Origin of the sequence: Planktosalinus lacus, assembly GCF_014640155.1 — a bacterium.
Lineage (GTDB): Bacteria > Bacteroidota > Bacteroidia > Flavobacteriales > Flavobacteriaceae > Planktosalinus > Planktosalinus lacus.
Map to the genome: position 1 here is coordinate 93,562 of NZ_BMGK01000006.1, position 24,259 is coordinate 117,820.

Below are 24,259 nucleotides of genomic sequence, written 5' to 3' on the forward strand. Positions count from 1 at the left end.
TTATAGCTGTTTTTTTTGTAAAAGTAAGGATAATGCTTGTAAAAATAGAAGAAAGTTGGTTTTCAAAACTTAAGGTAGAGTTTGAAAAACCTTATTTTAAATCTCTTGTCGCATTTGTAAAAGAGGAATACACGGCACAGCGCTGTTTCCCTCCCGGCAATCAGATTTTTGCTGCATTTGACAATACACCTTTTGATCAAGTAAAAGTAGTGATCTTAGGTCAGGATCCTTATCACGGACCCAATCAAGCAAATGGTTTATGTTTCTCTGTAAATGACGGTGTACTTAAACCGCCTTCATTAAAAAACATTTTCAGGGAAATTCAAGAGGATTTAAAAACTCCCATACCTCAAAGTGGAAACCTGGAACGATGGGCACAACAGGGAGTGTTTTTATTGAATGCTACTTTAACAGTGAGAGCACATCAGGCAGGGAGTCATCAAAATAAGGGATGGGAGCAGTTTACAGATAAAGTAATTGAACTCATTTCTAAAGAAAAAGAAGGTGTTGTTTTTTTACTTTGGGGAGGATATGCAAAACGAAAAATAAAATTGATTGACACAGAAAAACATCTTGTATTAACTTCTGGGCATCCTTCGCCATTGAGTGCTAACAGAGGATTCTGGTTTGGAAACAAGCATTTTAGCAGAGCGAATGAGTATTTTGAGAATAGGGGAATTAAGACAATTAAATGGTAAAAGTTGACTTAAAATCTTTTGATTAAATCAACACTATTTAATTTATAAATTATTCTTCACCGGGAGGTGTATTTCTTTCCGAAACATCGTTACAGCTGAAATGTAATAGTAAGAAGTTACAAGCTAACAGCGCACCGATAATAATTAAAACAGTCATCATAATCTATTGGTTCTTTCTAATTAGATGTCTGTAAAGAAAAAAGGTTGCGTTTAATCCTATAAAAAATTAAAAATTAAATAAAATACGCTCGGGTGCTACTTTTTTGTCAATTAAATTCAAATCCAGCAGACTCTTTTGAACTTCTTCCAATTCATTAGAGGTCAGGTTTTTAGAACTCCATTGCGTCAAAGAAAGCCACTCTTGAATGTCTTCAACTTTTTGTTGATAACGATCAGCCAATTTATGGTCAATCGCAGGGATCTCTTTAAACTGCTTTGTTTCAGCGTTGATTAGTTCTAGAATAGTTTTTATTGCTTCAGGATCATTTTCAATCAGTTCATCCCGAGCAGCAATCACAAAACAAGGCCAGGGAGTAGGGCAATTTCCAACCCTTCTAAAAATTCCTTTGTCTACATAGGGTTTGGTCGTGAATTTTTCCCACATAAAATAATCACCCTCTCCGTTCGGAAGTCCTTTCAATGCACCATCAAGATTTTCAATTACCTTAAATTTTAAGTCTTTTTGAATATCCCAGTGTTGGTTTTGAGCATTGATAAATGCCATTAAATGCGAACCTGAGCCATAACGACTGATGGCTGCTTCGGCTCCTCTCAAGTCAGAAATGGTTTGATAGGGGGAGTTTTTTGCAACATGTATTCCCCAAACAAGTGGTGATTTTACAAAAACCTGAACAATTTTTGATTGATTGCCTTGTATGATGTCTTTAACAATTCCTTCAGTAAGAATAACTGCCAGATCGATTTCTTTTTCGCGTAAAGCATTGTTCATTTCACCGGTGCCACCCAGAAAATCTACCCAACGAAGATTGATTCCTTGTTGTTGAAATTTCTTATCTTTTAATGCCAAATACCAGGGGTAATTGAAATGCTCCGGTACACCGCCAATTTTGATTTTCTTCATAAATCAAACATTTGTAATACGCTCTAAAGCGTAAGTAATGAGTCTTTCGACTAGCTTTTTAGGATCCTTGCTGAATTCTCCGGTAACTCTGTTGGCTATTAATGCATTTAAAGAAAGCGCATTGTGCCCCAATAATTTAGAAAGTCCGTAAATTCCTGCTGTTTCCATTTCCATGTTTGTGATATTCAATCCACGATATTGAAATGAAGCTAGCTTTTTATTAATCTCAGCATCTTGAAGTGGAATTCTTAAAACGCGTCCTTGGGGTCCGTAAAAGCCGATGTTGGTGGCAGTAATACCCGATTTGGTTAGATCTGACTTAAAAATTTTCACCAGCCTTTCTGAAGCTTTGATAATGTAGGGTTCCGATTTTTTTGAAAACCAACCGGTATGGGTGATAAATGCCTGAGTGGCCTCACTTTCTTCAACACCATCTGATTTATAAAAATGCATCAAACTGTCAAAACCAATAGACATTTCACTCACTAAAAAGGAATCTAAAGGAACCTCCTGATTGATTGATCCTGAAGTTCCAATTCTGATGATATCAAGGGATTTCAACTGATCTTTGACAGTTCTGCTTTTCAAATCAATATTTACAACCGCATCCAATTCATTTAAAACAATATCAATGTTGTCAGTGCCAATTCCGGTTGAAATAACAGTAATTCGTTTGCCTTTGTATGAACCCGTTTGCGTTTTAAATTCTCTGTTTTGAACAGTAAATTCAATATTTTCAAAGTATTTGGTGATTTCTTCAACACGGTCGCTGTCACCCACAGTAATTACAGCGTCAGCTACTTGTCCGGGCAAGAGGTGTAAATGATAAACACTTCCATTGGGATTTAATATTAATTCTGATTCTTTGATTTTCATAACGGCATTTTTTTACGTATTCAATTGGAAATGTAGTTTTTTCAAAATTCAATTAAATATCTGTTTAACCACCTACTCGCTTTACTTTAAAACCTTTATCCTTAAGAATTTGCATGATTCTGTCACGAAAATCACCTTGAATGATGATTTGTTCATTTTTAAAACTTCCGCCCACACTAAGGGTTGTTTTTATGTCTTTGGCTAACAATTTAAAATCTTCGTCAGCACCGGTATAGCCCTCAATGATGGTTGTAGGTTTACCTTTCCGCTTTTCATATTTGCAAATCAATGGGTTGTCTTGAAGCCAGAGCGTTTTCTTTTGAGAGTCTTCAGATTCTTCAATTTCAGATTCCTGATGCTCCGGAAATAAATTCTTTAATTGCTCTTTTAAATCCATTGTTCTTAAAATGTAAGTACCTGAGTGCTTTCTGCAATGAATTGTGTAAGTTCAGCCATCGTGCTAAGTTCAGCTCCGTCAAGCATATTGTCTATTTTAAATCCACGCGCATCCATACAGCTGCCACATAACTTTAATGTGGTGCCTTTGTTTAGAGACAATTTAAGCATACGCTCAATATTATAATAGCCATTGGGGGTATTTTGATTTGCAATTGCACACCCCACAGCGTCGGCCATTAAAAAAATACAAACTTCAGTTTCCGGAAAATCCTTGTTTGTTTGGTTTGCTATTCTCAGTGCATTATATGCTTTTTCAGTGCCATAAGGTGCATCGTTGATAATAATTAGAAGCTTCATAATGACTTATTTTTTTATTAATCCAATATCCACAAGTCTTTCGTATAAAAACTCTCCTGCTGTAATGTCTTCATAGGCTTTTGGGTGTTCATCATCGATGCATTCAGGCAAACAATTTAGAGGCATGTCACTGCGTGGGTGCATAAAAAACGGAATCGAATAACGTGGTTTACTCCATTCCTCCTTAGGTGGGTTTACAACCCGGTGAATAGTGGAGCGTAATTTATTGTTTGTGTGACGCTCCAGCATATCTCCAACATTGATTACCAACTCATCTTCTTCAGGAATCGCATCCATCCAAACGCCGTCTTTACGTAACACTTGCAAGCCACCGGTTGAAGCCCCCATTAATAGTGTAATTAAATTGATATCTCCATGGGCTCCGGCCCTAACAGCGCCTTTAGGCTCTTCAACAATGGGCGGGTAGTGGATGGGCCTTAAAATACTGTTACCATTACTGGCCCAATGATCAAAATAATGTTCATCCAAACCAATGTATAAAGCCAGTGCACGCAATACATAAATACCTGTTTTTTCAAGCATTCTATAGGCTTCCATTCCTGTTTTATTGAAATCCGGTAGCTCTTCAACCTGGACGTTATCTGGGTACTCATCAATAAGATTGGCATCTTCTTCAGGTTCCTGGCCAAAATGCCAGAACTCCTTCAAATCGCCTTCTTTTTTACCTTTGGCGTGCTCTTTTCCAAAAGATACATAGCCGCGTTGACCTCCTAATCCTTCAATTTCATACTTCTTCTTAGTTTCAACAGGAAGTGCAAAAAAAGCTTTTACTTCTTTATAAAGCTCATCAACCAGATTGTCATTCAAAAAGTGGTTCTTTAAAGAAACAAAACCAATCTCTTCATAAGCACGGCCTATTTCTTCAACAAATTTTTGTTTTCTTACAGGATCGCCACTAATGAAATCGGCTAAATCTACACTGGGTATATTTTTCATGGTCTATATTTTAAATACGTAGCTACAAAGATACCAAAAAAGAACGTGTTTTAAAACCGGCTTTTTAGTAGTAATTTTTCTTTTAACGGAACTTTAGGACAACATTTTTTTCTACTTTTACCATTAAATTTTTCAATTTTTATGAGCACAACTATTTCAGAAAACTCCTCTTTAAAATACTCTTCAACAAAATTAAGTGAATCACAAAAGATTGACCTATATAAAAAGTTGTTAAAACCCAGACTCATTGAAGAAAAGATGCTTATTCTTCTTCGTCAGGGAAAAATATCCAAATGGTTTAGTGGCATTGGTCAGGAAGCCATTGCTGTTGGGGTCACAGCTTCATTGAGTAATGAAGAATACATATTACCTATGCACCGCAACCTGGGTGTTTTTACTTCCCGTGAAATCCCTTTAAATAGATTGTTTTCGCAATGGCAAGGAAAAGCCTCCGGATTTACAAAAGGTAGAGACCGCTCATTTCACTTTGGAACACAAGAATTTAAAATTGTAGGAATGATTTCTCATTTAGGTCCGCAACTGGGTGTTGCCGATGGTATAGCACTGGCTAATTTACTAAAAGAAAACAATCAAATTACGGCCGTTTTTACCGGCGAAGGAGGCACCAGCGAAGGCGACTTCCATGAAGCGCTCAATGTAGCATCGGTATGGGATTTACCGGTTTTGTTTTGTATTGAAAATAATGGCTACGGACTTTCAACCCCAACACATGAACAGTTTCGATGTAAACAGATGGTAGATAAGGGAATTGGTTATGGTATTGAAGCACATCAAATTGACGGAAATAACATCGAAGAGGTCTTTTTAAAAGTGTCTGAAATTGCGGCAAGTGTTCGCAAAAATCCACGACCGGTCTTACTGGAGTTTATCACGTTTAGAATGCGGGGTCATGAGGAAGCAAGTGGTACTAAATATGTTCCCCAAGAACTAATGGATTCCTGGGCACTCAAAGATCCCGTCGTAAATTATGAAAACCACTTATTGGAAAAGGGTGTTTTAACTCAAGAAGAAATACGGCAATTTAAAGCGGATATTAAACAAGAAATTGATGTAAATCTCGATATCGCTTTCGCTGAAACCACTATTGAATCTATTGAAAGTGAAGAGTTAAGAGATGTATATAAAGAATATAATTATCAAGAGGTTAAACCAGGTAACGATGTTAGTAATATTCGCCTGATTGATGCCATTTCTGTTGGATTAAAGCAATCTATGGAGCGGCATGAAAATTTGGTGATAATGGGACAGGACATCGCAGAATATGGCGGAGTCTTTAAAATCACAGATGGCTTTGTTGAGGCTTTTGGTAAAGCTCGTGTTAGAAACACACCCATTTGTGAGTCAGCAATCGTGTCTGCAGGAATGGGACTGTCAATCAATGGGTTTAAAGCAGTAGTAGAAATGCAGTTTGCCGATTTTGTGTCATCCGGTTTCAACCCCATTGTAAACTATCTGGCAAAAAGTCATTACCGCTGGGCAGAAAAAGCTGATGTGGTGGTGCGTATGCCTTGTGGGGCAGGTGTGGGAGCAGGTCCTTTTCACAGTCAAACCAATGAAGCCTGGTTTACGCACACCCCGGGGCTGAAAGTAGTGTATCCGGCCTTTCCTTATGACGCTAAGGGATTATTGGCAACCAGTATAGAAGATCCAAACCCGGTATTGTTTTTTGAACACAAAGCACTTTACAGAAGTGTTTATCAGGAGGTGCCTGCAGATTATTACAACTTGCCACTGGGAAAAGCTTCTCTGATTAAAGAAGGAAAAGATATCACTATCATAACCTATGGCGCCGGAGTTCATTGGGCGCTGGAAACACTTCAAAAAAACACTCAAATTTCAGCAGATTTAATTGACCTTAGAACGCTGCAACCCCTCGACACAGAAGCCATTTACAGATCAGTTCAAAAAACCGGTAAGGCTATTATCCTTCAGGAAGACAGTCTCTTTGGTGGCATTGCTTCAGATATTTCTGCATTGATTATGGAACATTGCTTTGAGCAACTCGATGCGCCCGTAAAACGCGTAGCAAGTCTTGAAACACCCATTCCGTTTGCAGCAGCATTGGAAAAAAACTACTTGTCAAAAAACCGCTTTGAAAAAGAATTATTGGACTTATTGCTTTATTAGAGAATAAGTTTTGTTAAAAGAATGACTTTTTTCATATAAAAAAATTAGTATTAATTCAATTCAAAAGTTAATAATCACTTAATTATGTTAATTTAATTATAACTAATCGATTTTCTTAACATTAAGAGTAAAAAACAACTAACTTTATACTCAAATAAATAATCAAATTAATATGAAAAAAGTAGTTCTATTATTAACTGTGTCTGCGCTTTTGTTGTCTTGCGCAACACCACAAACTGTTAGAGACTCTAAAAAAGTCATGAAAGGTGAGTGGGTGTTAAACTCAGTGACCCACAATGAATCAGGAACTTATGAAATATCATTGTTCAATGATGTATCAAGGGATTGTTTTGAAGGCAGTGTATGGAGGTTTATTCCAAATAATAATACTGGAACCTATGCAATAGAATCTGCCGGATGTACAGTTGGAGAGCGCAATTTCATTTTTACAATCCAGGAAATTGACACTGCTTCAGGTTATTATGACTTTCTATTAAAGCCAACCGATGAACGTGGAAGATCTGAAACCAATCAAGGTTTTAGAGTGCGACTCTCACAATTATCAGAAAACATAATGGTCTGGGAACAGAGCTTGATGGTAGATGGTAAACCCTTTAAATTATATATGAACTTTTCTAAATTACAATAACTATGAAAAAACAAATAAAGAAATTAGGAATAGCGATCGTTGCAATCGCATTTATTGGACTATCAATGTCCTGCGAAGCAACAAAAAACGCAAATAACGCTCAAAAAGGTGCAGTCATTGGTACAACCGGTGGTGCTGTATTGGGAGCTATTATTGGTAATCAAGTTGGTAGCAGTAAAGACAATCAGGTGATTGGTGCTGTAATTGGGGGAGTTGTTGGTGGTACTGCAGGTGTTTTGATTGGAAACAAAATGGACAAACAAGCACAAAAAATTGAAGAAGAAATACCCGGAGCAGAAGTTGAACGAATTGACGATGCCATTGTGATTACTTTTGACGAAGGTAGTGGAGTGTTTTTTGAAACAAACAAATTCAACTTAAATACACAGTCAAGAGAAAACCTCGATAAACTCTCAGGGGTTATGAAAGAGTACCCAGACACTAATATCCTTGTTGTTGGACATACTGATAGCACAGGACCCTATGAATTCAATATGGACTTGTCTAAAAACAGGGCAGAAGCGGTAACAGGATATCTGGTTAGCAAAGGACTTGCCAGTGGTCGTTTCACTACAACCTGGTATGGGCCAGACAGACCTGCACACGACAATAGCACAGCTGAAGGCCGTGCTAAAAACCGTCGGGTTAATGTGGCCATCGTTCCAAACGAAAAAATGATCGAAGATGCTAAAAAAGAAGCCGGAGAAAATTAACCTTCAGCTCTTTAACAATTACAAACCGGATGCTTTAAAAGGTATCCGGTTTTTTAATTTTCTGTAAATAAATATTTGGCTATTTTTAAGCAAATGAATCAAACCTGTGACATAGCAATATTGGGGGGCGGCTTGGCCGGTCTCACTGCTGCATTGCACTTGAGTAATAGTGATTTTAAAATTCTTCTGTTTGAGAAAAATAAATATCCATATCACAAGGTTTGTGGAGAATATATATCCAACGAGGTATTGCCTTATTTCAAAAGCCTGGGAATTGACCCTTTCAAATTGGGAGCAAAACCCATCAGCCGTTTACAAGTTACAAATAGAAAAGGTTTAGAGAATCTAACTGAGCTGCCTCTAGGAGGATTTGGAATAAGCAGATATGAGTTGGATTATCATTTATATAAAAATACAAAGGAGAAAGTACCCGTTTTGAACGAAACTGCTTCAGAATTAGATTTTAAAGAGAATCATTTTATGATTAAAACACTTTCAGGGAAACTTTTTAAGGCACGTTATGTGATTGGAGCTTTTGGAAAACGTTCCAATCTTGATAAATCGCTGCAACGACCATTCTTTCAAAAAAAAACGCAATGGTTGGCAGTCAAAGCACATTACAAAGGTGATTTTCCGGAAGACCAGGTTGCATTGCATCACTTTGAAGGAGGGTATTGCGGTCTTTCAAAAGTGGAGACAAATAATGTAAACCTTTGCTACCTCACCACTATAAAAGCATTTAAACCATTCAAAAGCATAACTGAGTTTGAACAGAAAGTACTCATGAAAAATCCGTTTTTAAATCGCTTTTTGAAAAAGGCAACTCCGGTTTTCGATGCGCCACTCACTATTAGTCAGATTTCTTTCGAAAGAAAAAAAGCAGTTGAAAACCATATTTTTATGGTTGGAGACAGTGCTTCCCTCATTCACCCATTATGTGGCAACGGAATGGCAATGGCAATAACAGCTGCAAAACTAGTATCTGAAACTTTATTAGAAAACAAAAACGCAGATCGAGCATTGCTCGAAAAAATTTACACCCATAAATGGAACACCACCTTTTCAAAACGGCTAAACTACGGTCGATTGTTACAAACTGTCTTGATGAATCCAAAATTGTTAACTGCGGGTTTGAATCTCGCAAAGTTTACCCCAAAATTAATTCCCTATTTAGTTTCAAAAACCCACGGAAAACCTCTCTAGATGCTTGTAAATACAACATATCGTAGCAGCCAAAGTGAATTGATGGATCAACCTAACCTATCAGAAGTACAGCTTCAGTTAGCTTACAACGACATTAACAAGGTAAATAAACTCTTAGGAGGAAACCACATCACTTTAAACGGTGTAATTCAACTAACTAAAGATTTGCCGGTAAATGAACCTGTTACCATCATCGATATTGGTTGTGGTGATGGAGAAATTCTTTTCAGATGTGAACACTATGCCCTAGAAAACAAGCTAAATTGGATTCTTGTTGGGCTTGATAATAATGATAAAAGTATTGCCCTGGCAAAAAAAAGAATGCCTGCAGAAAGCAAGGTTCAATTTCAATTAATGGATGTTTTTTCAGATGAACTTGAAAAGGTTACCGCTCACATATTTCTGTTTTCTTTAACACTGCATCACTTTTCAAACGATGATATTATCCGTATTTTAGAAAAATCATTCCATCAGGCAAAAACAGGCATTGTAATCAATGATTTACAGCGAAGTGCACTTGCATACAGACTGTTTCAACTGTTTAGCTTTTGTTTTTTAAAAAGCAACGTTGCTAAAAATGACGGACTGGTATCAATATTAAGAGGATTTAAAAAGGAAGATCTCAGGGGTTTTTCTAAATTACTACCCCAAAGTCATCAACAATTAAAGCAAAAATGGGCTTTCAGGTGGCAATGGATTATACAAAAAAAATGAGCGTAAAAATACACACCGTCACCAAAGTATTACCCAAATACACCAAAAAAACTGAAGATATTCTTCCTTTTATCGACCTTTGGATGGAAGGACAAGACGAGCGCTTAAAGCGAAAAACAATCAAGATTTTTGAAAATGCACAAGTCGATCAGCGGTATTCATTGTTTGAACCTCTTGAAGTCTTCACTGAAACCTCCTTTGAAAAAAGAAACAATATTTACACCCGTGAAGTCATCACTATAGGAACTGAAGTGTTGCAAAAAGCCTTGGATAAAGCCCATTGGAAAGCAGATTCTATTGACTATATCATCACGGTGAGTTGCACTGGTATAATGATTCCTTCACTGGATGCTTATTTAATCAATCACCTGCAATTGCGCCAGGATGTGGTGCGTCTTCCGGTAACCGAAATGGGTTGTGCTGCAGGAGTCTCAGGACTTATTTATGCTACCCAGTTTCTAAAGGCAAACCCAGGAAAACGGGCTGCAATAGTTGCTGTAGAGAGTCCGGCTGCTACCTTTTTGTTAAATGACTTTTCCATGGCCAATATAGTGAGTGCCGCTATTTTTGGTGATGGTGCTTCCTGCGCACTACTATCTTCAGAAATTGATGTCAATGGGCCTGAAATTTTAGATACCAGTATGTATCACTTTTTCAATGCAGAACACTTAATGGGTTTTGAACTTACAAATAACGGACTCAAGATGGTGCTCGATGAAACAGTGCCTGAAAACATTGCATCACATTTTTCAGCTATACTCAATCCGTTTTTGGAGAAAAATAAATTAACCATTCAGGAGATACATCATTTCATTTTCCATCCCGGTGGTAAAAAGATTCTTGAACTGGTAGAAAGCCTTTTCACTGAAATGGGTAAAAACATTGACGATACCCGTGAGGTGTTGCGACGCTACGGCAATATGAGCAGCGCTACGATTCTCTATGTATTGGAACGCTTTATGGAGCGCAATGTGCCTGAAGATGACCTGGGACTTATGCTCAGCTTTGGCCCCGGTTTTTCGGCTCAACAAGTATTACTTAAATGGTAAATAAAAAGACAAACGATGGAGTTTAAAAACAACAATTATTGGGCAGTCATCCTGGGAGGCAGTAGTGGCTTGGGATTGGGTACTGCACAAAAACTAGCTTCTTCAGGAATGAACCTGTGCATTGTACATCGCGACCGAAAAGAACAAATGGCAGAGATTGAAAGCTGTTTCAATCGCTTACGCGAAATCGGAATCAACCTCCTTACCTTCAATTCTGATGCGCTTAAAGAAAGTAATCGCATAGATATTTTAAAAGAATTAAATAACCACATGGGAAGCGAAGGGAGCGTACGGGTTTTAGTGCACAGCATTGCCAAAGGAAACTTGAAGCCGATGCTTGGTGCAAATGGCGAAGTGCTAAACAATGCCGATTTTCATCACACAATTGATGCGATGGCAATCAGTCTCTATGACTGGACACAGGCACTCATTAGTCAAGGTCTATTCAGTAAATCAGCCCGTGTAATTTCTTTTACCAGTGAGGGCAATGCCAAAGCCTGGCCTTATTATGCCGCTGTTTCGGCAGCAAAAGCCACCTTGGAAGCCATCACCAGAAATATGGCAGTTGAATTTGCCCCCTTGGGCATTACATCCAACTGCATTCAGGCTGGAGCCGTAGATACCGCCGCTCTGAAAGCCATACCGGGAAGTGAAAAATATGCATCCATTGCACTGAAAAAGAATCCGTTTAAAAGGCTTACCACACCAGCCGATATCGGCAATGTAGTATATCTGCTTTGTAAAGACGAAGCCGCCTGGATCAACGGAACTGTCCTCAAAGCAGATGGAGGCGAAAGTTTAAAATAATGACAACAGAAACTCTTTTAACATACTTGCCCTACGGACCCGATTTTTTGTTTTTAGACTCCATTGAAGAGCTCTCCGAACTCGGTATTAAAGGGCATTATCACTTTAAACCCGAACTCTGGTTTTATGCCTCTCATTTTAAAAATCAACCGGTTACACCGGGTGTTATTTTGATTGAATGCATGGCGCAGATTGGTCTTGTATGCTTTGGAATTTATTTAATTTCAAAAGAAGACACTACGCGCGAAGTTTCCCAAACTGGACTTGCTTTAAGCTCTAGTGAGATCGATTTTTATAAACCTGTATATCCTGATGAAAAAGTTACAGTTGTATCTGATATAGTGTATTTTAGATTCAATAAGTTAAAGTGCAAGGTCAAGATGCTAAACAGTCAGAATGAGCTTGTTTGCAAAGGCGTTTTAAGTGGTATGTTAACCGTATGAAAACACAATCCAAAGACATTCGTGTTGTGGTTACCGGGCTGGGAGTCGTTGCCCCCAACGCCATCGGTAAAGTTGCTTTTACCAATGCCATCCAAAAGGGAACATCAGGAATTCGTTTTATTGAAGAACTCAAAACACTCAACTTTTCCTGCCAGCTGGGAGGGATGCCACAGGTTTCAGAGGAACTCAAAAATAAGTATTTTACCGAACTGGAGCTCAAAAACTTCAACAGTGAAGGCATACTCTATGCTGTCATTGCTGGTATGGACGCCTGGAAAGACGCCGGCTTAAATGTTGAACACAATGCGGTAGATCATTCTTCGGGTACTGTGTTTGGTTCAGGTAATTTGGGGGTGGCTAAGTTTCGTGAAAGTATTCATAAAATCGATACCGGCAATGTGAGGCGATTGGGAAGTACGTCTGTACAACAAACGATGAGCAGTGGGGCAAGTGCTTATTTAAGTGGTAAATTGGGATTAGGGAATATGGTAACCTCCAATTCTTCTGCTTGTACAACTGGTGCAGAAGCCATTATCTTGGCTTATGAACGTATCGTGGCGGGCAAAGCATCACGAATGCTTGCAGGAAGCACCAGCGATGGTGGTCCTTATGTGTGGGGAGGTTTTGATGCTTTACGCATACTGCCTCACAATTTCAACGACCGTCCTAAAGAAGCCTCACAGCCTTTGAGCGCTACAGCTTCAGGTTTTGTTCCGGGTTGTGGTGCAGGTGCAATGGTGCTGGAAACCCTGGAGAGTGCCCTGAGTAGGAACGCCCCCATCTATGCAGAAATAGCCGGTGTGGCTCTCAATAGCGGTGGCCAGCAAAATGGAGGAAGTATGACCGCGCCCAATTCTATTGCGGTACAGGCGTGTATTAAAGAAGCCTTGATCGATGCCGGAATTACAGGAAAAGAAATCGATGCCATCAACGGGCACCTTACCGCGACGGCAAAAGACCCTGAGGAAGTACTGAACTGGAGTAAAGCGCTGGATCGAAGCGGAGCAGACTTTCCGTATATCAACTCACTCAAAGGAATGACGGGACACTGTCTTAGTGCTTCGGGAAGCATTGAAGCGGTTGCAATCGTTCTTCAGTTAAAGGAAGGTTTTATATTCCCTAATATCAATTGTGAAAAAATACATCCCGATATTCTAAACATTGTTGCTGCCGATCGCATTCCGCGTAAGCGTATAGAAAAAACACTCAAGTATGTTATGAAAGCAAGTTTTGGTTTTGGTGATGTGAATGCTTGTATTATCTTTAAACGAAAAAACAATGACACGAGATAACATATATCAAACCCTGGAAACCATTATTTCAGAATACCTTCCGGAAGATGTTTCTAAAGAATCTATCACCTTGCAAAGTAATTTAACAAACGAACTGAACATCAATTCCTCTCATCTGGTGGATATCGTGCTCGACGTGGAGGATGCTTTTAAAATTGCATTGACCAATGATGATATGGAAACCATGCAGACGGTGGGCGATGTAATTCAAATTATTGAACAGAAAACTACTTAATAAATCAGTTTCTGGATTCATTGGCCGTATCCGGTTTGGTGAGTTTTAAAACATCAGTCATCATTTTGACATAAACAGCTTTCTTGCCACGGCTTGCAATGGGATATACCAGTAACTCAGGATTGTTTTGAAGCAACTTGATGGCATCTTCTGTTCCAAGAGAAGTGCTGCCCTCATATTTTTCTTTAAAAACAGGGTGTTCCTTAGCGAGTAACTCATAGACAGAACAATCAAGCATTTCTGCCAGTTCAACCCATTGGGTACCGGTTAATTTAGTTTTCTTAATATTGACCGCATTTAACTTGGCGTCAGACGATTCTGCATAGGCGAGGGCTTCTTTGGAAAGTTTATGCTCAGGGTAGTAATAAAAATTTAGTTGATTAGTATGTTCTGAAAGTACACCCATATCTTCATTATTTTTCATTGTTAGTTGTTTTTTAAGATTGACACTATTATACTAAATTTTAGTATCTTTATGAAGCAGTTTAACAACTAATTAAACATTTAAGCCATTACTTTAAATGATTTGAATAAAAATCCTATTCTATGCGAATACTTAAAAAAACCATCTTGTTTTTATTTCTTCTAGTGGTCGTGATTTTTGCTATACAAAATAGCCAGACCACTAATATTGAATTCTTTAACTGGGGAATGACCCTGCCGGTTTCTATTGTAGTGATCCTGATTTACCTGCTGGGGATGACCACTGGTGGATTATTGTCATCGGTAATTAGAAAGTTAATGACAAATGAGGACCCTAAAGCGGTGAACGATTCTAAAATAGAGTAGTACACCCCGTTTTATGAGTCATTAAACCCCGCCTGTGTGAAAAGCCGGCTAGAATGCAGTGTTTATTTCTGCAATTCTTCAAGCAGGGCTTCAGCAGTTTCTATTTCAGGATACAAATTACCACCCAGCATAACAATCATTTTATCAGTTGTTTCAAGGTTGGGCACATAAGGCGCAAGTTGTGTCTTGATTGTTTCGTTTTCTGATAGAGTAATTGTTTTATAAATAAAAGGACTCTCGTCCAGTCCCGTGATAATGTCTTCACAATTTGAACAGTTATCAGGCTTGTATAAGGTGATTAATTTTGATGGTTTTATTTTGATGAGTTCAAACTGTTTAACGAGCGACCTGCGTGTTAGACTGTCACTTACCTCCATAGTATAGGTGTATTTAGGCTCCTGGTCTCTTTCAATCACGACACTGATCAGGTTTACTTTTGAGCGTCCGGGAACCCTGACTTTTCTGGGAACCCCTCTGCGTTGTCTAAAACCGGTTCCTTTTAAAGTGATGGCCACATCCAGGTCAGTAAGGGTATTGTTTGAAGCATAAATAAGCAAACGGTTTTTAACTTGTTCATCTTCAATGGTAATTCGTTTGTCTTGAGCATAAAATACTGTACAATACAGTATTGAGAGAAGCGTAAGGAGAAGTTTAAATTTCATTGGGTTTTTAGTTTTTTCAAATATAAAATATAGACTTAGAATTCACTCACTTTATTCAGTAAAAATTTATTGTCTGAATTCAAAAACCTTTATTGGATTCATAATTATAGATGAAATAATAGTTAAGTTATTACAAATTTTGTAACTTTATGTAATCATTAAAACATTCTGAAAATGCAAAAAGTACTCATCGCCATCGACTACAATCCTGTATCTGAAAAAGTTGCAAAACAAGGCTATCAATTAGCCAAAAAGCTCAACTGCGAAGTGTGTTTAATACACGTGGTAACAGACGAGTCTTATTATGAAATGAGTTACTCTGAGTTTATGGGGTATGTGCCTGTAAAAGATGATATAGAGAAAATAATGAAAGCAGACGAGTTGCATAAAGTGGGTATCGAACTCCTGAGATCTGCGACTGAATTTCTCAAAGATCCCAATGTGCAAACCCACGTAGCCGAAGGGGATACCGCCAAAGCAATTCTTAAATATGCTGATGAATGGCAGGCAGATCTCATAGTGATGGGAACTCACAGCCACAACTCGCTGGAAAAAATCTTTTTAGGAACCGTGGCTTCCAAGATTATTGAAGAAACCAACATACCCGTGCATTTAATTCCTGTGAAACGCTAATTGAAACCAATTATATACACTCATTCTTTTTGAAGCGGTTAGTTGCCTATACGTGTCTTTTCTTCACTTTGGCCGGTATGGCTCAAGCTAAATATACGAGTGAACAAGCATTTAAACTTCAACAACAACTTATCGACACCGCCGATTATTATAAATACAGTCCGCAGTTAAACAAATTTATTACTTATTCTTTTCGGGCCATTGAATTGATGCCTCAAATTGAAGGCAAACACTACCACAAACTGAGGTTTTATGCCCGGTTTACTTATAGGTTGCATCAATTGGGTTTGATTAAAGAATCCATCAGACAGTCAAATATTTTCATCGATTACTATGAGCGTTACCAGAGTGAAATACAACTAACACCCGATGATGAAATCTCTTTATTTCAGTATGCCGCATTCAACTACAGTATCTTAGCCCAAAACTATACCTTTATAGATCAGCAGGAGAGCGCTGCTTTTATCTATAAAAAAGCCATTGCATTTACTTCCAACAGGCAATCGCGTTACTATGTTTCTGCATTGAATAATTACGGGCTGTATTTTTATTACGAAAAAAAAGAACTGGACTCCGCGCTTCATTACTTTGAAGATGCCAGGGCCATAGCAGAGGAAAACTTTAGTGATGTGCACATCTATGGAAGTGTGATTGATAACATTGCCGATTTGTATTTAGAAACCGGCAGAATAGAAGAAGCCAACAGCTTGTACCGTCAAAACTTTGACTTTTACAAAGTAGTCCCCTATGAGGAAAACGAATTTTATCCCATTGATTATGGACGTATTATGAGTTCCGGGAGGCAATATATCAATACTTCACTGCAATTAAACAATATAGAGGCCGCAACACAAACGCTCACTGAAATGCAAAGCTATATAGACGAACAAAGCGAAGCCCAGTGGCGGTTAGACTATCTCATAGCAAAAGTAGAAGTAGAACAGGCAGGCGGCGAGTATCAGCAAGCCAATCAAACCCTACAGGAAATCAGTTTAATGAAAGACAGCATTGCCCAACAGGAATACAACTCCATTACAGAACTGCAAAATACCTTAAATGAAATCGTACTCGATCGCATTCAAGAAAGCCTTGCGTATGAAAAAGAAGAACAACAGGAGGAAATAAGAAAACAACGCCTGCGCTTTTGGATTGTAGTATTGATACTGACATTATCCATATTCATCTTGTTTTACCTCTACCAACAGCGAAAACAATCTCTTTTAATAGCTGATGAAAAAGCCAAAAACACCGCCCTCCGAAACAAGCAGCTCAACTATGAAGTAGAAGCCAAGAAGCGTGACCTTACCGACTTTGCCATCAACCTTTCCCAAAGTCACGAGTGGGCCAAAGACCTGTATGAACAAATTCAGTCTATCAAAGAAACACGGGGCAGGGCCCGAAAGAAACAATTTGAAGAACTGGAAGCAGAAATAAAAAACAAAGTGGTTTTTGATAAAGAAACCGAAACTTTTTACAACAAACTGGATTCCCTGAGTGCCGCGTTCTACAAAAAACTTCAGGAAACATATCCCAAACTCTCTAAAAATGACATCCGGTTGTGCTCATTGATTCGTCTTAAAATTGACAGTCAGGAGATCGCAACGCTTCAAAACATTACAATTGCTTCCCTAAATACAGCCCGGTATCGCATCAGAAAGAAGCTAAAGCTGTCAGAAAACACTGATTTAGATACATTTATTCAAAGTTTATAGTCCTGTTTAAGTTCCTTTATTGATAGGGTTTTAAATAAGCCTTTAACTTGGCTGTCTATTATTTGTCTATTGCTTAAATGTGGTTCCTGCCTGTTTTTCTTTTTACATTAGTGCAACGATAAATCACAGACAATCTGTTTATTACAAAACAGTTGCTGTGTATTAAAATCAGAACTTATTTAATAATCAAACACCAATTTAATTATGAAAACTTTTGTACTTGGAATCGCATTTTTGGGGATGAGCTGCTTCCTGAACGCACAAAACGACATTGCTTATGTAGATGTAAATGAAACATCTTTTAAGTCAGCTACAGCAAAGACCGCAGCTTTAAAGAACCCTGGTTACTTTGAAGCTATTGAAGTAAACCTCGTGCCTGAGCGCGTGAAGGCCTTTCAGGCTGTTGTAGCCAACTATGACATCAAACAGGCTCCTGTCTATTTAGAAGCCCGTAAAAGCACTTATGACGTTGTGTTTACAGAAGGCTTAAACAGTATTAAAGCAGTGTATGACCATAATGGAAACATCATTCGCTGTGATGAAAAGTTTGAGGAAGTAAGAGTACCTTATTTCTTAAGCAAAGAAATCACCAAGATGTATCCCGGTTGGGGCTATCAAGCAGTGCAGTGCACCATTAGCTACAACAAAGACGAAGCGCCTAAAGTAAACTATAAAGTAGTTCTTAAAAACGGCTCTAAAAAGAAAACCATATCGATTGATGCGAATGAATTAATCTAGTCGCGTCAATAATTCCCCCGTATGTTTTTAATTAGCAACCTAATGTAGGCGACTCTTTGTCGTCTGCATTTTTATATGCATATCTCAAGCAGAGCACAAAGAGCCACAGAGAACTTTAAGCTCAATTAGACAAATCCTTCATTTTCTAGCTGCAACCTAAAATCATACTGCAAGTCTTCATGCAGGTTTCTTACTTTGTATAAAGCAGAGTCTTTGTGCACCTCTGCGGAAACTCTGTGTAGCTCTGTGGTATAGCTATACCACAAAGTTGCTCAAAGAAGCACAAAGGGCCGCAGAAAACTTTAAACTCAATTAGACAAATCCTTCCTCTTCCATTTGCAACCTAAAATCATACTGCATGTCTTCAGGCAGGTTTCTTACTTTGTATAAAGCAGAGTCTTTGTGCACCTCTGCGGAAACTCTGTGTAGCTCTGCGGTATAGCTATACCACAAAGTTGCTCAAAGAAGCACAAAGGGCCACAGAGAACTTTAACCTCAATTAGACAAGTCCTTCATTTTCTAGTTGCAACCTAAAATCATACTGTAAGTCTTCGTGCAGGCTGTCTATCTTTTTATGAACCAATGCCAGCTGGCGTTCCAGTATGTTTTGCAGGGTTTTGTCTCGCTTGATGGAGGGAGTCATGTTTTTTAACTGCACACAAAAGTAGAGCAGGAGCTCTACCTCAGTTTCTTTCTTTAAAGAGTAGCGAATGAACTTTTTGACACTTTTCAATATCTTACGGATGCTCTTGCGCATCCAGTAGTAGTTTTTGGTGTTGATAGCTTCCAGCTGTGTGTCGATCTCTTGTTTTACACTTGCGATATACCCGCTTTCATCCTGCGACTCAAACAACAGGTAGGTGAGGAGCTCTTTGTTTTCCTTTTTAAACCTGGCCAAACGCAGGCAGATTTCCATTAACTCGTCAGTGGAGCGGTAATGCAGTTCTTTCTTGAGTTGGCTTACAGTGGCTGTTTTCATGCAATGTGTGGGGTTTTTGTAAGTGGGCTATCCATCCTGTTTTTTTAGGTTTTGCTTCTTGCGCTTTAATTCTGTTTGTCGCATCGGCATCGTGTCAATGGTTACAAAGAGTAACAGCGTGTCAACAACACTGGTCCACCGGTGTTTATGTTCACCGTTTAGGCCAATGAGCAGGTGTTCAAGGTCTGCATCTCGGTCTTTATAGGTTTGATACAATGCACCACCGGGGACCCAGGAAGCACCCTCAGTGTTCCATAGTTTGTATGCTTCAGGTGTTGCAAGGTAGACTAGGAGTTTGCGTTCTTGTATTCCTTCCTTTTTTGCTTCAAAGAGCTGCAGCTGTTGTTTGAATTCAGTCAGGGTACTGTCAGTAGTCATCACAATCAATACGCGGTCTTCCCATTGATGGGACTTGATATCCTGAGCCAAAGCAGTAAAAGTGGTTGTCAATACAATCATTAAAAAGAGTAGAGAAGCTTTCATAGGAACAATGTATTAAAATAGTACAACTTAGCAGCTTGCTAAGTTGTTAAATTCTAAAAATTCAAAAGTATTCTTCTCAAATATCGTTCCGTAAAACGCTTTAACAAAAAACATATAACAATAAGCCATATTTGTCCTAAAGTTTTGATAATTAATAGGTTTGCTCTATCGTTTTAGTGAATTTAGATGGATATTTACTAAATAACCTCATCACCAATTTATGCATACAATCACCGGCACTCAATCTGTCACTCAAACATACAGTCCTAATATTATGGCAACCATTGGCAAAACACCTTTGGTTCACTTGTCCCGTCTTGGCAAAGAATGGGACTTCACTGTATATGGTAAAATGGAAGGGTTTAACCCCGGCGGGAGCATCAAAGACCGCACGGCCATTAATATGCTTTTGGAGGCCATGGAAAAGGGTGAGGTTCATCACGGCGACACCATCATTGAATCAAGTTCGGGGAATATGGCACTGGGCCTGGCACAAGTGTGTAAGTTTTACAAGCTGCAACTCATCGTGGTGATTGATCCCAAAGTGAACCTCCATACAGAAAAGATACTGGAGGTCTATGGTGTAAAGCTGGTGAAAGTGACCCACCCACAACCGGAAGGGGGCTACCTGGAGAGCCGAATCTTAAAGGTAAAAGAGTTGCTCAAGCAATATCCCAACAGCCACTCCCTGAACCAGTATGAAAATGCTGCCAATCCCCAAACGCATTATGAAACCATGAGTGAAATCGCCCATGCACTCAATAAAAAAATAGACTATGTTTTTATCAGTACCAGCACCTGCGGCACCTTGATGGGCTGTGCTAAGTATATTTATGAAAACCGTTTGGCCACCAAAATCATTGCCGTAGATGCCAAAGGCAGCGTCACCTTTGGTCAAAAGGAATCCACGCGCCTCATACCGGGTCACGGCTCCGGCAAGGCATCACATTTTCTGGATGATTCGTTCATTCACGATATCATGCATGTCTCAGATGAAGCCTGTATCACAGGCTGCTGGAACTTACTGGAACAGGAGGCCATACTCTGCGGAGGGTCTTCCGGTGCGGTAGTGTCTGCCATTGAAAAGTATGCTCCGTTTATTCCTGCCGGGGCAAGCTGTGTTGCCATTCTCTGTGACCGGGGCGATCGCTATCTCGAGACCGTCTATAACAAAACCTGGGTCCACAAACACTTCCCCTATTTTAACTTTCCCCAAAAAGAAACAGTCAGCAACACTTAAACCGGAAAAGATGAAACCGCTTCTTTTTAAAATCGCAATTGTAGGCCTCGGACCCAAAGGCCTCTACGGTTTTGAACGTTTGCTGGCACGACTAAACTCCAATCTGATAAACGACCCTGTAGAAATCCATTTGTTTAACAAGACCCGCTTTATGGGTTCGGGTGATGTGTACAGAAGCGATCAGCCGGGCTACCTGCTGATGAACTTTTCCAATAAACACATCAATATGTGGCCTAATGAAGCCCCGCAACCGGTGGTCCAACACCCTGAACGCTTTTCTCAATACCTGGCCCGGAAACAAACCACCACCCCGGCAGCAGTGGACTCACTGTATGCCTCGCGTGCTACCGTGGGGGCTTATTTAGAACAAGGGTTTACTGAGCTTTGCAGGAACCTCCCTGAAAACGTCCGGCTGCACAAGCACATAGCCGAAGTAAACAGCATTGAAAAGGAGGGTGAGAACTATGTGATAGGCTTTCAAGGGGAGGAGGAAACACTTCACCTTGAGGGTTTTCAACAAATCCTGATTACCACAGGGCACCAGCGTCACAAAAAATGCATCAAACCCAAGGTAAACCGTGTTCGGTTTATTTATCCTGTAGAAGAAACCCTGAAAGAAGTGACTCAACACCACACGGTGGCAATGAAAGGCCTGGGCCTCACCTTTATCGATGCGGCACTGGCACTCACTGAAGGCAGGGGAGGCACCTTTACTGAATCCACCAACGGTAATTATACCTATAGCCCTTCCGGAAAGGAACCCAATCACATTTATCCCTTTTCAAAGTCAGGCTGGCCAATGTTGCCCAAATATAATTTTGACACTCCTGAAAATGAACCCCCGCTGTATGTCGAAAGCATTCAACCTTTAACTGACGCGCAACTGAGTTTTACCAATGACATCCTGCCCTTGCTGCACCAGGATATGGAGTTTGCTTATTACAACACCTTGATTGCCCACAAACAAGTAGAGCTAATCTACCACCCGGATTATGAACAGGTAAAAGCCCAGATTGCTGCCTTCCACCAAGCCTATCCGGAATATCCTGAGTTTTCACTGAAACGTTTACTGGAACCGGAATTCAACCCCAAGCTAAGCACCCACCAAAACATCCTGGAATACCTGACCGCTTTTACCGAGGTAGCCCCCCTAAACATTGTGCACGAAGCCCAACTACGTGCCGCGGCGGTGTGGAAACGGGTGAGCCCTGTGTTCAACGAGCTCTATTCCTTTAGCGGACTCGACCCTGCTTCGCATGAGGAGTTTGACAAGCATTACTTCGGTAAACTCAACCGTATTGCCTTTGGCCCGTCGCCCGATAACCTCAAAAAGATCATAGCCCTTGCACAAGCAGGTATCCTAGACTTTGAGTATGCCAGGAACCCCAACTTAAAGTGCCAGGAGAACGGCATCAGTCTGAACAATGGCAAATCTCAAAACTTTTGTGACGTCCTTATCAATGCCCGTATCCCCAAGAACTCCATTCAAAAAGATGCCTCGGGATTGTTTCTGAATTTGTGTCGAAACGAACTGGCACGACCGTATATAAACCACGGTAAACACACCACCTATGCTTCGGGAACCGTAGAAATTGACCGCAATGGAAATCTTATCAACGCCCGGGGAATTCCTGAAAACATCACCCTCTATGGTACACCCACCGAGGGACTGTTGCATGACAACGACACCTTGTCCCGCACCCGCAACAACTTTGCTGACCCCTGGGCACAAGCTGTAATTAAACAACTAACAATTCAAAAATATGAAACCTTTAATCCACTTACCACCTCTTTCACCTTTGGCAAATCAATGGATGTCAGATTTGATGGCCAATAAACCATTGCTCGACACCCTTTTTCAAGCCCACGGTTCGCCACTCAATATCCATTATCTTCCGGCGATGGATGAGAACATCCATACGTTCAGAAAGGTGTTTGAAAAGCACGGGCTTCCACATCAACTGTATTATGCCCGCAAGGCCAACAAAACCCAAAGCGTGGTAGAACGCGCCGCCCAAAACGGAATAGGGGTAGACACCGCCAGTTACAGGGAATTGAAACAAGCACTGGAAGCCGGTGTCAGTCCTGAACTCCTGGTTGTGACCGCAGCCATCAAAACAGCGCAACTTCTCGAACTCGCCGTTGAACACAATGTATTGGTCATCATTGACAACCCCGATGAATGTGAACTGCTGAACAGCATTGCCAAAAAACACAAGAAACATATCCGTATTGGTTTTCGCGTAAGCGGTTTTTATGCTGAAGATAAAAAGCTTTACAGCCGCTTTGGTTTTGATATCAACGCGGTGGCTCCTTTTATTACCACCGGTTGCTTTCCCGATGGAGGGGAATCTCACCTGGTCTATAAAGGCCTTCACTTTCATTTAGACGGCTATTCAACCACAGAGCGGGGGGCAGCGCTCACCCAGTGTATTGTGTTGGCAAAACGATTGGAGACCCAGGGCTTAAAAACCGAGTTCATCGACATTGGCGGGGGAGTGTTGGTCAACTACCTGCAGCATAAAGACGAGTGGAACAACTTTCAACAGGAACTCAAAAAAGCTGTGCAAGGCAAATGCGACGAGATCACCTTCAACAATGACGGACTGGGCTTTCAGCTTATTGACGGCAACTTACACGGAACCCTGGATGCCTATCCTTATTACAATGAAGAAAACGGCGCCACCTTTCTTGAAAACATCCTGAATTACCGCTATAAAAACTATCCATCTGTTTCTGAATTGCTTCAGGGCAAAGACATCGAACTGCGTATGGAACCCGGGCGCTCACTGCTCAACCAGGTGGGGATGACCCTGGCACGGGTGGTCTTCCGGAAAAAGGATGCTCGTGGCCGCTGGCTGGTGGGGCTGGAGATGAATATGAGTCAGCTGAAAAGCTCCAGTGCCGATTTCCTCCTGGACCCCTTGACCGCACTGGAACCTGCAGAGGCCGCTCCCACCGAAGTGTACTTCACCGGGGCCTATTGCCTGGAACAAGACATCCTGCTCAAACGAAAGATTGCCTTGCCACACCTCCCGCAAGTGGCTGATGTCATTGGCTTTGTCAATACCGCGGGCTATCTGATGCACTTTTATGAAACACAGGCACATTTGTTTGAACTCTCCACAAACCTAAGCCTAAAATCAGCTAAAGAACAGTATGTGTTTGAGGATTTTAAAGAAGAATGTTCAGAGTTTGACATAAGACTACCTGACTTAAGACGTATGACAAACTCATAGTGTGAAACACAGTGCGCAGTGCTCGCAGAGCCCGCCAGGTTAGCTTACAGCCTAAAGCAAACTAGTGTTCAGTGTTCAGCAGCAGTGCTCAGTTTTTAATTTTTCATTATTAATTCTTAATTCTTAATTTTTCATTCTTCATTCTTCATTCTCAATTTTAGTT

27 protein-coding genes are annotated in these 24,259 nt (G+C 40.1%); 18 read left to right on the forward strand and 9 right to left on the reverse strand.

The window, feature by feature from the left end; all coding sequences use genetic code 11:
• The first annotated feature begins 32 nt into the window (after window positions 1–32).
• Window positions 33–698: a uracil-DNA glycosylase gene (ung, locus tag IEV69_RS08400; protein WP_188441439.1), complete on the forward strand. Its 666-nt coding sequence runs from the start codon at window positions 33–35 to the stop codon at window positions 696–698.
• Between the two features lie 226 nt (window positions 699–924).
• On the opposite strand, the gene IEV69_RS08405 is transcribed toward ung, so the two are convergent.
• The 5 genes from IEV69_RS08405 to IEV69_RS08425 form a co-directional block, all read right to left on the reverse strand.
• On the reverse strand, window positions 925–1,779 hold the full coding sequence (locus IEV69_RS08405) for a substrate-binding domain-containing protein (RefSeq protein ID WP_188441441.1): 855 nt from the start codon (window positions 1,777–1,779) through the stop codon (window positions 925–927).
• A 3-nt stretch (window positions 1,780–1,782) separates the two neighbouring features.
• Window positions 1,783–2,655 (reverse strand): nucleoside phosphorylase, encoded by an 873-nt coding sequence (locus IEV69_RS08410; protein ID WP_188441443.1) that lies wholly within the window; start codon window positions 2,653–2,655, stop codon window positions 1,783–1,785.
• Between the two features lie 64 nt (window positions 2,656–2,719).
• Complete coding sequence (locus tag IEV69_RS08415) at window positions 2,720–3,052, reverse strand: translation initiation factor (protein WP_188441446.1); 333 nt, start codon at window positions 3,050–3,052, stop codon at window positions 2,720–2,722.
• 5 nt (window positions 3,053–3,057) lie between these two features.
• Complete coding sequence (locus IEV69_RS08420; RefSeq protein WP_188441448.1) at window positions 3,058–3,411, reverse strand: DsrE/DsrF/TusD sulfur relay family protein; 354 nt, start codon at window positions 3,409–3,411, stop codon at window positions 3,058–3,060.
• A gap of 6 nt (window positions 3,412–3,417) precedes the next feature.
• On the reverse strand, window positions 3,418–4,368 hold the full coding sequence (locus IEV69_RS08425; protein WP_188441450.1) for an isopenicillin N synthase family dioxygenase: 951 nt from the start codon (window positions 4,366–4,368) through the stop codon (window positions 3,418–3,420).
• A 141-nt stretch (window positions 4,369–4,509) separates the two neighbouring features.
• Between IEV69_RS08425 and IEV69_RS08430 the strand changes: the two genes are divergently transcribed.
• From IEV69_RS08430 to IEV69_RS08475, 10 genes are all read left to right on the forward strand, one after another.
• Window positions 4,510–6,516, forward strand: coding sequence for an alpha-ketoacid dehydrogenase subunit alpha/beta (locus IEV69_RS08430; RefSeq protein WP_188441452.1), 2,007 nt, complete (start codon window positions 4,510–4,512; stop codon window positions 6,514–6,516).
• Window positions 6,517–6,688: 172 nt separating this feature from the next.
• Window positions 6,689–7,165: a lipocalin family protein gene (locus tag IEV69_RS08435; RefSeq protein WP_188441454.1), complete on the forward strand. Its 477-nt coding sequence runs from the start codon at window positions 6,689–6,691 to the stop codon at window positions 7,163–7,165.
• 2 nt (window positions 7,166–7,167) lie between these two features.
• On the forward strand, window positions 7,168–7,878 hold the full coding sequence (locus IEV69_RS08440) for a YiaD family glycine zipper/OmpA-like lipoprotein (protein WP_188441456.1): 711 nt from the start codon (window positions 7,168–7,170) through the stop codon (window positions 7,876–7,878).
• A 93-nt stretch (window positions 7,879–7,971) separates the two neighbouring features.
• Window positions 7,972–9,081 carry an NAD(P)/FAD-dependent oxidoreductase gene (locus IEV69_RS08445; RefSeq protein ID WP_188441458.1) on the forward strand — a complete coding sequence of 370 codons (1,110 nt, stop codon included), beginning with the start codon at window positions 7,972–7,974 and terminating at the stop codon, window positions 9,079–9,081.
• Complete coding sequence (locus IEV69_RS08450) at window positions 9,082–9,795, forward strand: methyltransferase domain-containing protein (RefSeq protein ID WP_188441460.1); 714 nt, start codon at window positions 9,082–9,084, stop codon at window positions 9,793–9,795.
• Entirely contained in the window at window positions 9,792–10,844 is a 1,053-nt protein-coding gene (locus IEV69_RS08455) for a type III polyketide synthase (RefSeq protein ID WP_188441462.1), read from the forward strand. Before IEV69_RS08450 ends, IEV69_RS08455 begins: the two co-directional genes overlap by 4 nt.
• A 15-nt stretch (window positions 10,845–10,859) precedes the next feature.
• The gene (locus IEV69_RS08460) at window positions 10,860–11,651 is read left to right on the forward strand and encodes an SDR family oxidoreductase (RefSeq protein WP_188441464.1); all 792 of its coding nucleotides are present in this window, start codon (window positions 10,860–10,862) and stop codon (window positions 11,649–11,651) included.
• Window positions 11,651–12,094 (forward strand): 3-hydroxyacyl-ACP dehydratase FabZ family protein, encoded by a 444-nt coding sequence (locus IEV69_RS08465; RefSeq protein ID WP_188441466.1) that lies wholly within the window; start codon window positions 11,651–11,653, stop codon window positions 12,092–12,094. Before IEV69_RS08460 ends, IEV69_RS08465 begins: the two co-directional genes overlap by 1 nt.
• Entirely contained in the window at window positions 12,091–13,386 is a 1,296-nt protein-coding gene (locus IEV69_RS08470) for a beta-ketoacyl-[acyl-carrier-protein] synthase family protein (RefSeq protein WP_188441467.1), read from the forward strand. The genes IEV69_RS08465 and IEV69_RS08470 overlap by 4 nt, the downstream gene beginning before the upstream one ends.
• Window positions 13,373–13,621 (forward strand): acyl carrier protein, encoded by a 249-nt coding sequence (locus IEV69_RS08475; protein ID WP_188441469.1) that lies wholly within the window; start codon window positions 13,373–13,375, stop codon window positions 13,619–13,621. Before IEV69_RS08470 ends, IEV69_RS08475 begins: the two co-directional genes overlap by 14 nt.
• A 4-nt stretch (window positions 13,622–13,625) precedes the next feature.
• Here the strand turns inward: IEV69_RS08475 and IEV69_RS08480 are convergent, their stop codons facing one another.
• A complete protein-coding gene (locus IEV69_RS08480) occupies window positions 13,626–14,045 on the reverse strand; it encodes an arsenate reductase family protein (protein WP_188441471.1) in 420 nt (139 codons plus the stop codon).
• Between the two features lie 122 nt (window positions 14,046–14,167).
• Here IEV69_RS08480 and IEV69_RS08485 point away from each other — a divergent pair, with 122 nt between their 5' ends.
• Window positions 14,168–14,410: a lipopolysaccharide assembly protein LapA domain-containing protein gene (locus IEV69_RS08485; protein ID WP_188441473.1), complete on the forward strand. Its 243-nt coding sequence runs from the start codon at window positions 14,168–14,170 to the stop codon at window positions 14,408–14,410.
• A gap of 62 nt (window positions 14,411–14,472) precedes the next feature.
• Here IEV69_RS08485 and IEV69_RS08490 read toward each other — a convergent pair whose 3' ends face one another.
• The gene (locus IEV69_RS08490) at window positions 14,473–15,072 is read right to left on the reverse strand and encodes a hypothetical protein (protein ID WP_188441475.1); all 600 of its coding nucleotides are present in this window, start codon (window positions 15,070–15,072) and stop codon (window positions 14,473–14,475) included.
• 174 nt (window positions 15,073–15,246) lie between these two features.
• Here IEV69_RS08490 and IEV69_RS08495 point away from each other — a divergent pair, with 174 nt between their 5' ends.
• The 3 genes from IEV69_RS08495 (at window position 15,247) to IEV69_RS08505 (ending at window position 18,155) form a co-directional block, all read left to right on the forward strand.
• Window positions 15,247–15,705 (forward strand): universal stress protein, encoded by a 459-nt coding sequence (locus IEV69_RS08495; protein ID WP_188441477.1) that lies wholly within the window; start codon window positions 15,247–15,249, stop codon window positions 15,703–15,705.
• 29 nt (window positions 15,706–15,734) lie between these two features.
• A complete protein-coding gene (locus tag IEV69_RS08500) occupies window positions 15,735–17,417 on the forward strand; it encodes a tetratricopeptide repeat protein (RefSeq protein WP_188441479.1) in 1,683 nt (560 codons plus the stop codon).
• Between the two features lie 204 nt (window positions 17,418–17,621).
• Window positions 17,622–18,155: a hypothetical protein gene (locus IEV69_RS08505; protein WP_188441481.1), complete on the forward strand. Its 534-nt coding sequence runs from the start codon at window positions 17,622–17,624 to the stop codon at window positions 18,153–18,155.
• A 499-nt stretch (window positions 18,156–18,654) separates the two neighbouring features.
• Here IEV69_RS08505 and IEV69_RS08510 read toward each other — a convergent pair whose 3' ends face one another.
• Entirely contained in the window at window positions 18,655–19,134 is a 480-nt protein-coding gene (locus IEV69_RS08510) for a hypothetical protein (RefSeq protein WP_188441483.1), read from the reverse strand.
• 27 nt (window positions 19,135–19,161) lie between these two features.
• Window positions 19,162–19,617, reverse strand: a complete 456-nt coding sequence (locus tag IEV69_RS08515) for a DUF4174 domain-containing protein (RefSeq protein ID WP_188441484.1) — start codon at window positions 19,615–19,617, stop codon at window positions 19,162–19,164.
• Window positions 19,618–19,837: 220 nt separating this feature from the next.
• Here IEV69_RS08515 and sbnA point away from each other — a divergent pair, with 220 nt between their 5' ends.
• Genes sbnA through IEV69_RS08530 form a run of 3 tightly spaced genes read left to right on the forward strand, consistent with a single transcriptional unit; the run spans window position 19,838 to window position 24,096 of the window.
• Entirely contained in the window at window positions 19,838–20,857 is a 1,020-nt protein-coding gene (sbnA, locus tag IEV69_RS08520; RefSeq protein WP_188441486.1) for a 2,3-diaminopropionate biosynthesis protein SbnA, read from the forward strand.
• Between the two features lie 10 nt (window positions 20,858–20,867).
• The gene (locus IEV69_RS08525; RefSeq protein WP_188441488.1) at window positions 20,868–22,694 is read left to right on the forward strand and encodes an FAD/NAD(P)-binding protein; all 1,827 of its coding nucleotides are present in this window, start codon (window positions 20,868–20,870) and stop codon (window positions 22,692–22,694) included.
• Window positions 22,621–24,096: a Y4yA family PLP-dependent enzyme gene (locus IEV69_RS08530; RefSeq protein ID WP_188441490.1), complete on the forward strand. Its 1,476-nt coding sequence runs from the start codon at window positions 22,621–22,623 to the stop codon at window positions 24,094–24,096. The genes IEV69_RS08525 and IEV69_RS08530 overlap by 74 nt, the downstream gene beginning before the upstream one ends.
• Window positions 24,097–24,259: the final 163 nt, after the last annotated feature.

Excerpts from the sequence above, each read along its gene's own strand:
- IEV69_RS08410 (WP_188441443.1), bottom strand. The coding sequence starts at position 2,655 with ATGAAAATCAAAGAATCAGAATTAATATTAAATCCCAATGGAAGTGTT.
- IEV69_RS08490 (WP_188441475.1), bottom strand. The coding sequence starts at position 15,072 with ATGAAATTTAAACTTCTCCTTACGCTTCTCTCAATACTGTATTGTACA.
- IEV69_RS08530 (WP_188441490.1), top strand. The coding sequence starts at position 22,621 with ATGAAACCTTTAATCCACTTACCACCTCTTTCACCTTTGGCAAATCAA.
- IEV69_RS08405 (WP_188441441.1), bottom strand. The coding sequence starts at position 1,779 with ATGAAGAAAATCAAAATTGGCGGTGTACCGGAGCATTTCAATTACCCC.
- IEV69_RS08435 (WP_188441454.1), top strand. The coding sequence starts at position 6,689 with ATGAAAAAAGTAGTTCTATTATTAACTGTGTCTGCGCTTTTGTTGTCT.
- IEV69_RS08510 (WP_188441483.1), bottom strand. The coding sequence starts at position 19,134 with ATGAAAACAGCCACTGTAAGCCAACTCAAGAAAGAACTGCATTACCGC.
- IEV69_RS08420 (WP_188441448.1), bottom strand. The coding sequence starts at position 3,411 with ATGAAGCTTCTAATTATTATCAACGATGCACCTTATGGCACTGAAAAA.
- IEV69_RS08480 (WP_188441471.1), bottom strand. The coding sequence starts at position 14,045 with ATGAAAAATAATGAAGATATGGGTGTACTTTCAGAACATACTAATCAA.
- IEV69_RS08430 (WP_188441452.1), top strand. The coding sequence starts at position 4,510 with ATGAGCACAACTATTTCAGAAAACTCCTCTTTAAAATACTCTTCAACA.
- IEV69_RS08495 (WP_188441477.1), top strand. The coding sequence starts at position 15,247 with ATGCAAAAAGTACTCATCGCCATCGACTACAATCCTGTATCTGAAAAA.
- IEV69_RS08460 (WP_188441464.1), top strand. The coding sequence starts at position 10,860 with ATGGAGTTTAAAAACAACAATTATTGGGCAGTCATCCTGGGAGGCAGT.
- IEV69_RS08425 (WP_188441450.1), bottom strand. The coding sequence starts at position 4,368 with ATGAAAAATATACCCAGTGTAGATTTAGCCGATTTCATTAGTGGCGAT.
- IEV69_RS08440 (WP_188441456.1), top strand. The coding sequence starts at position 7,168 with ATGAAAAAACAAATAAAGAAATTAGGAATAGCGATCGTTGCAATCGCA.
- IEV69_RS08465 (WP_188441466.1), top strand. The coding sequence starts at position 11,651 with ATGACAACAGAAACTCTTTTAACATACTTGCCCTACGGACCCGATTTT.
- IEV69_RS08470 (WP_188441467.1), top strand. The coding sequence starts at position 12,091 with ATGAAAACACAATCCAAAGACATTCGTGTTGTGGTTACCGGGCTGGGA.
- IEV69_RS08515 (WP_188441484.1), bottom strand. The coding sequence starts at position 19,617 with ATGAAAGCTTCTCTACTCTTTTTAATGATTGTATTGACAACCACTTTT.
- IEV69_RS08475 (WP_188441469.1), top strand. The coding sequence starts at position 13,373 with ATGACACGAGATAACATATATCAAACCCTGGAAACCATTATTTCAGAA.
- IEV69_RS08505 (WP_188441481.1), top strand. The coding sequence starts at position 17,622 with ATGAAAACTTTTGTACTTGGAATCGCATTTTTGGGGATGAGCTGCTTC.
- IEV69_RS08525 (WP_188441488.1), top strand. The coding sequence starts at position 20,868 with ATGAAACCGCTTCTTTTTAAAATCGCAATTGTAGGCCTCGGACCCAAA.
- IEV69_RS08485 (WP_188441473.1), top strand. The coding sequence starts at position 14,168 with ATGCGAATACTTAAAAAAACCATCTTGTTTTTATTTCTTCTAGTGGTC.
- IEV69_RS08415 (WP_188441446.1), bottom strand. The coding sequence starts at position 3,052 with ATGGATTTAAAAGAGCAATTAAAGAATTTATTTCCGGAGCATCAGGAA.
- IEV69_RS08450 (WP_188441460.1), top strand. The coding sequence starts at position 9,082 with ATGCTTGTAAATACAACATATCGTAGCAGCCAAAGTGAATTGATGGAT.
- IEV69_RS08455 (WP_188441462.1), top strand. The coding sequence starts at position 9,792 with ATGAGCGTAAAAATACACACCGTCACCAAAGTATTACCCAAATACACC.
- ung (WP_188441439.1), top strand. The coding sequence starts at position 33 with ATGCTTGTAAAAATAGAAGAAAGTTGGTTTTCAAAACTTAAGGTAGAG.
- sbnA (WP_188441486.1), top strand. The coding sequence starts at position 19,838 with ATGCATACAATCACCGGCACTCAATCTGTCACTCAAACATACAGTCCT.
- IEV69_RS08445 (WP_188441458.1), top strand. The coding sequence starts at position 7,972 with ATGAATCAAACCTGTGACATAGCAATATTGGGGGGCGGCTTGGCCGGT.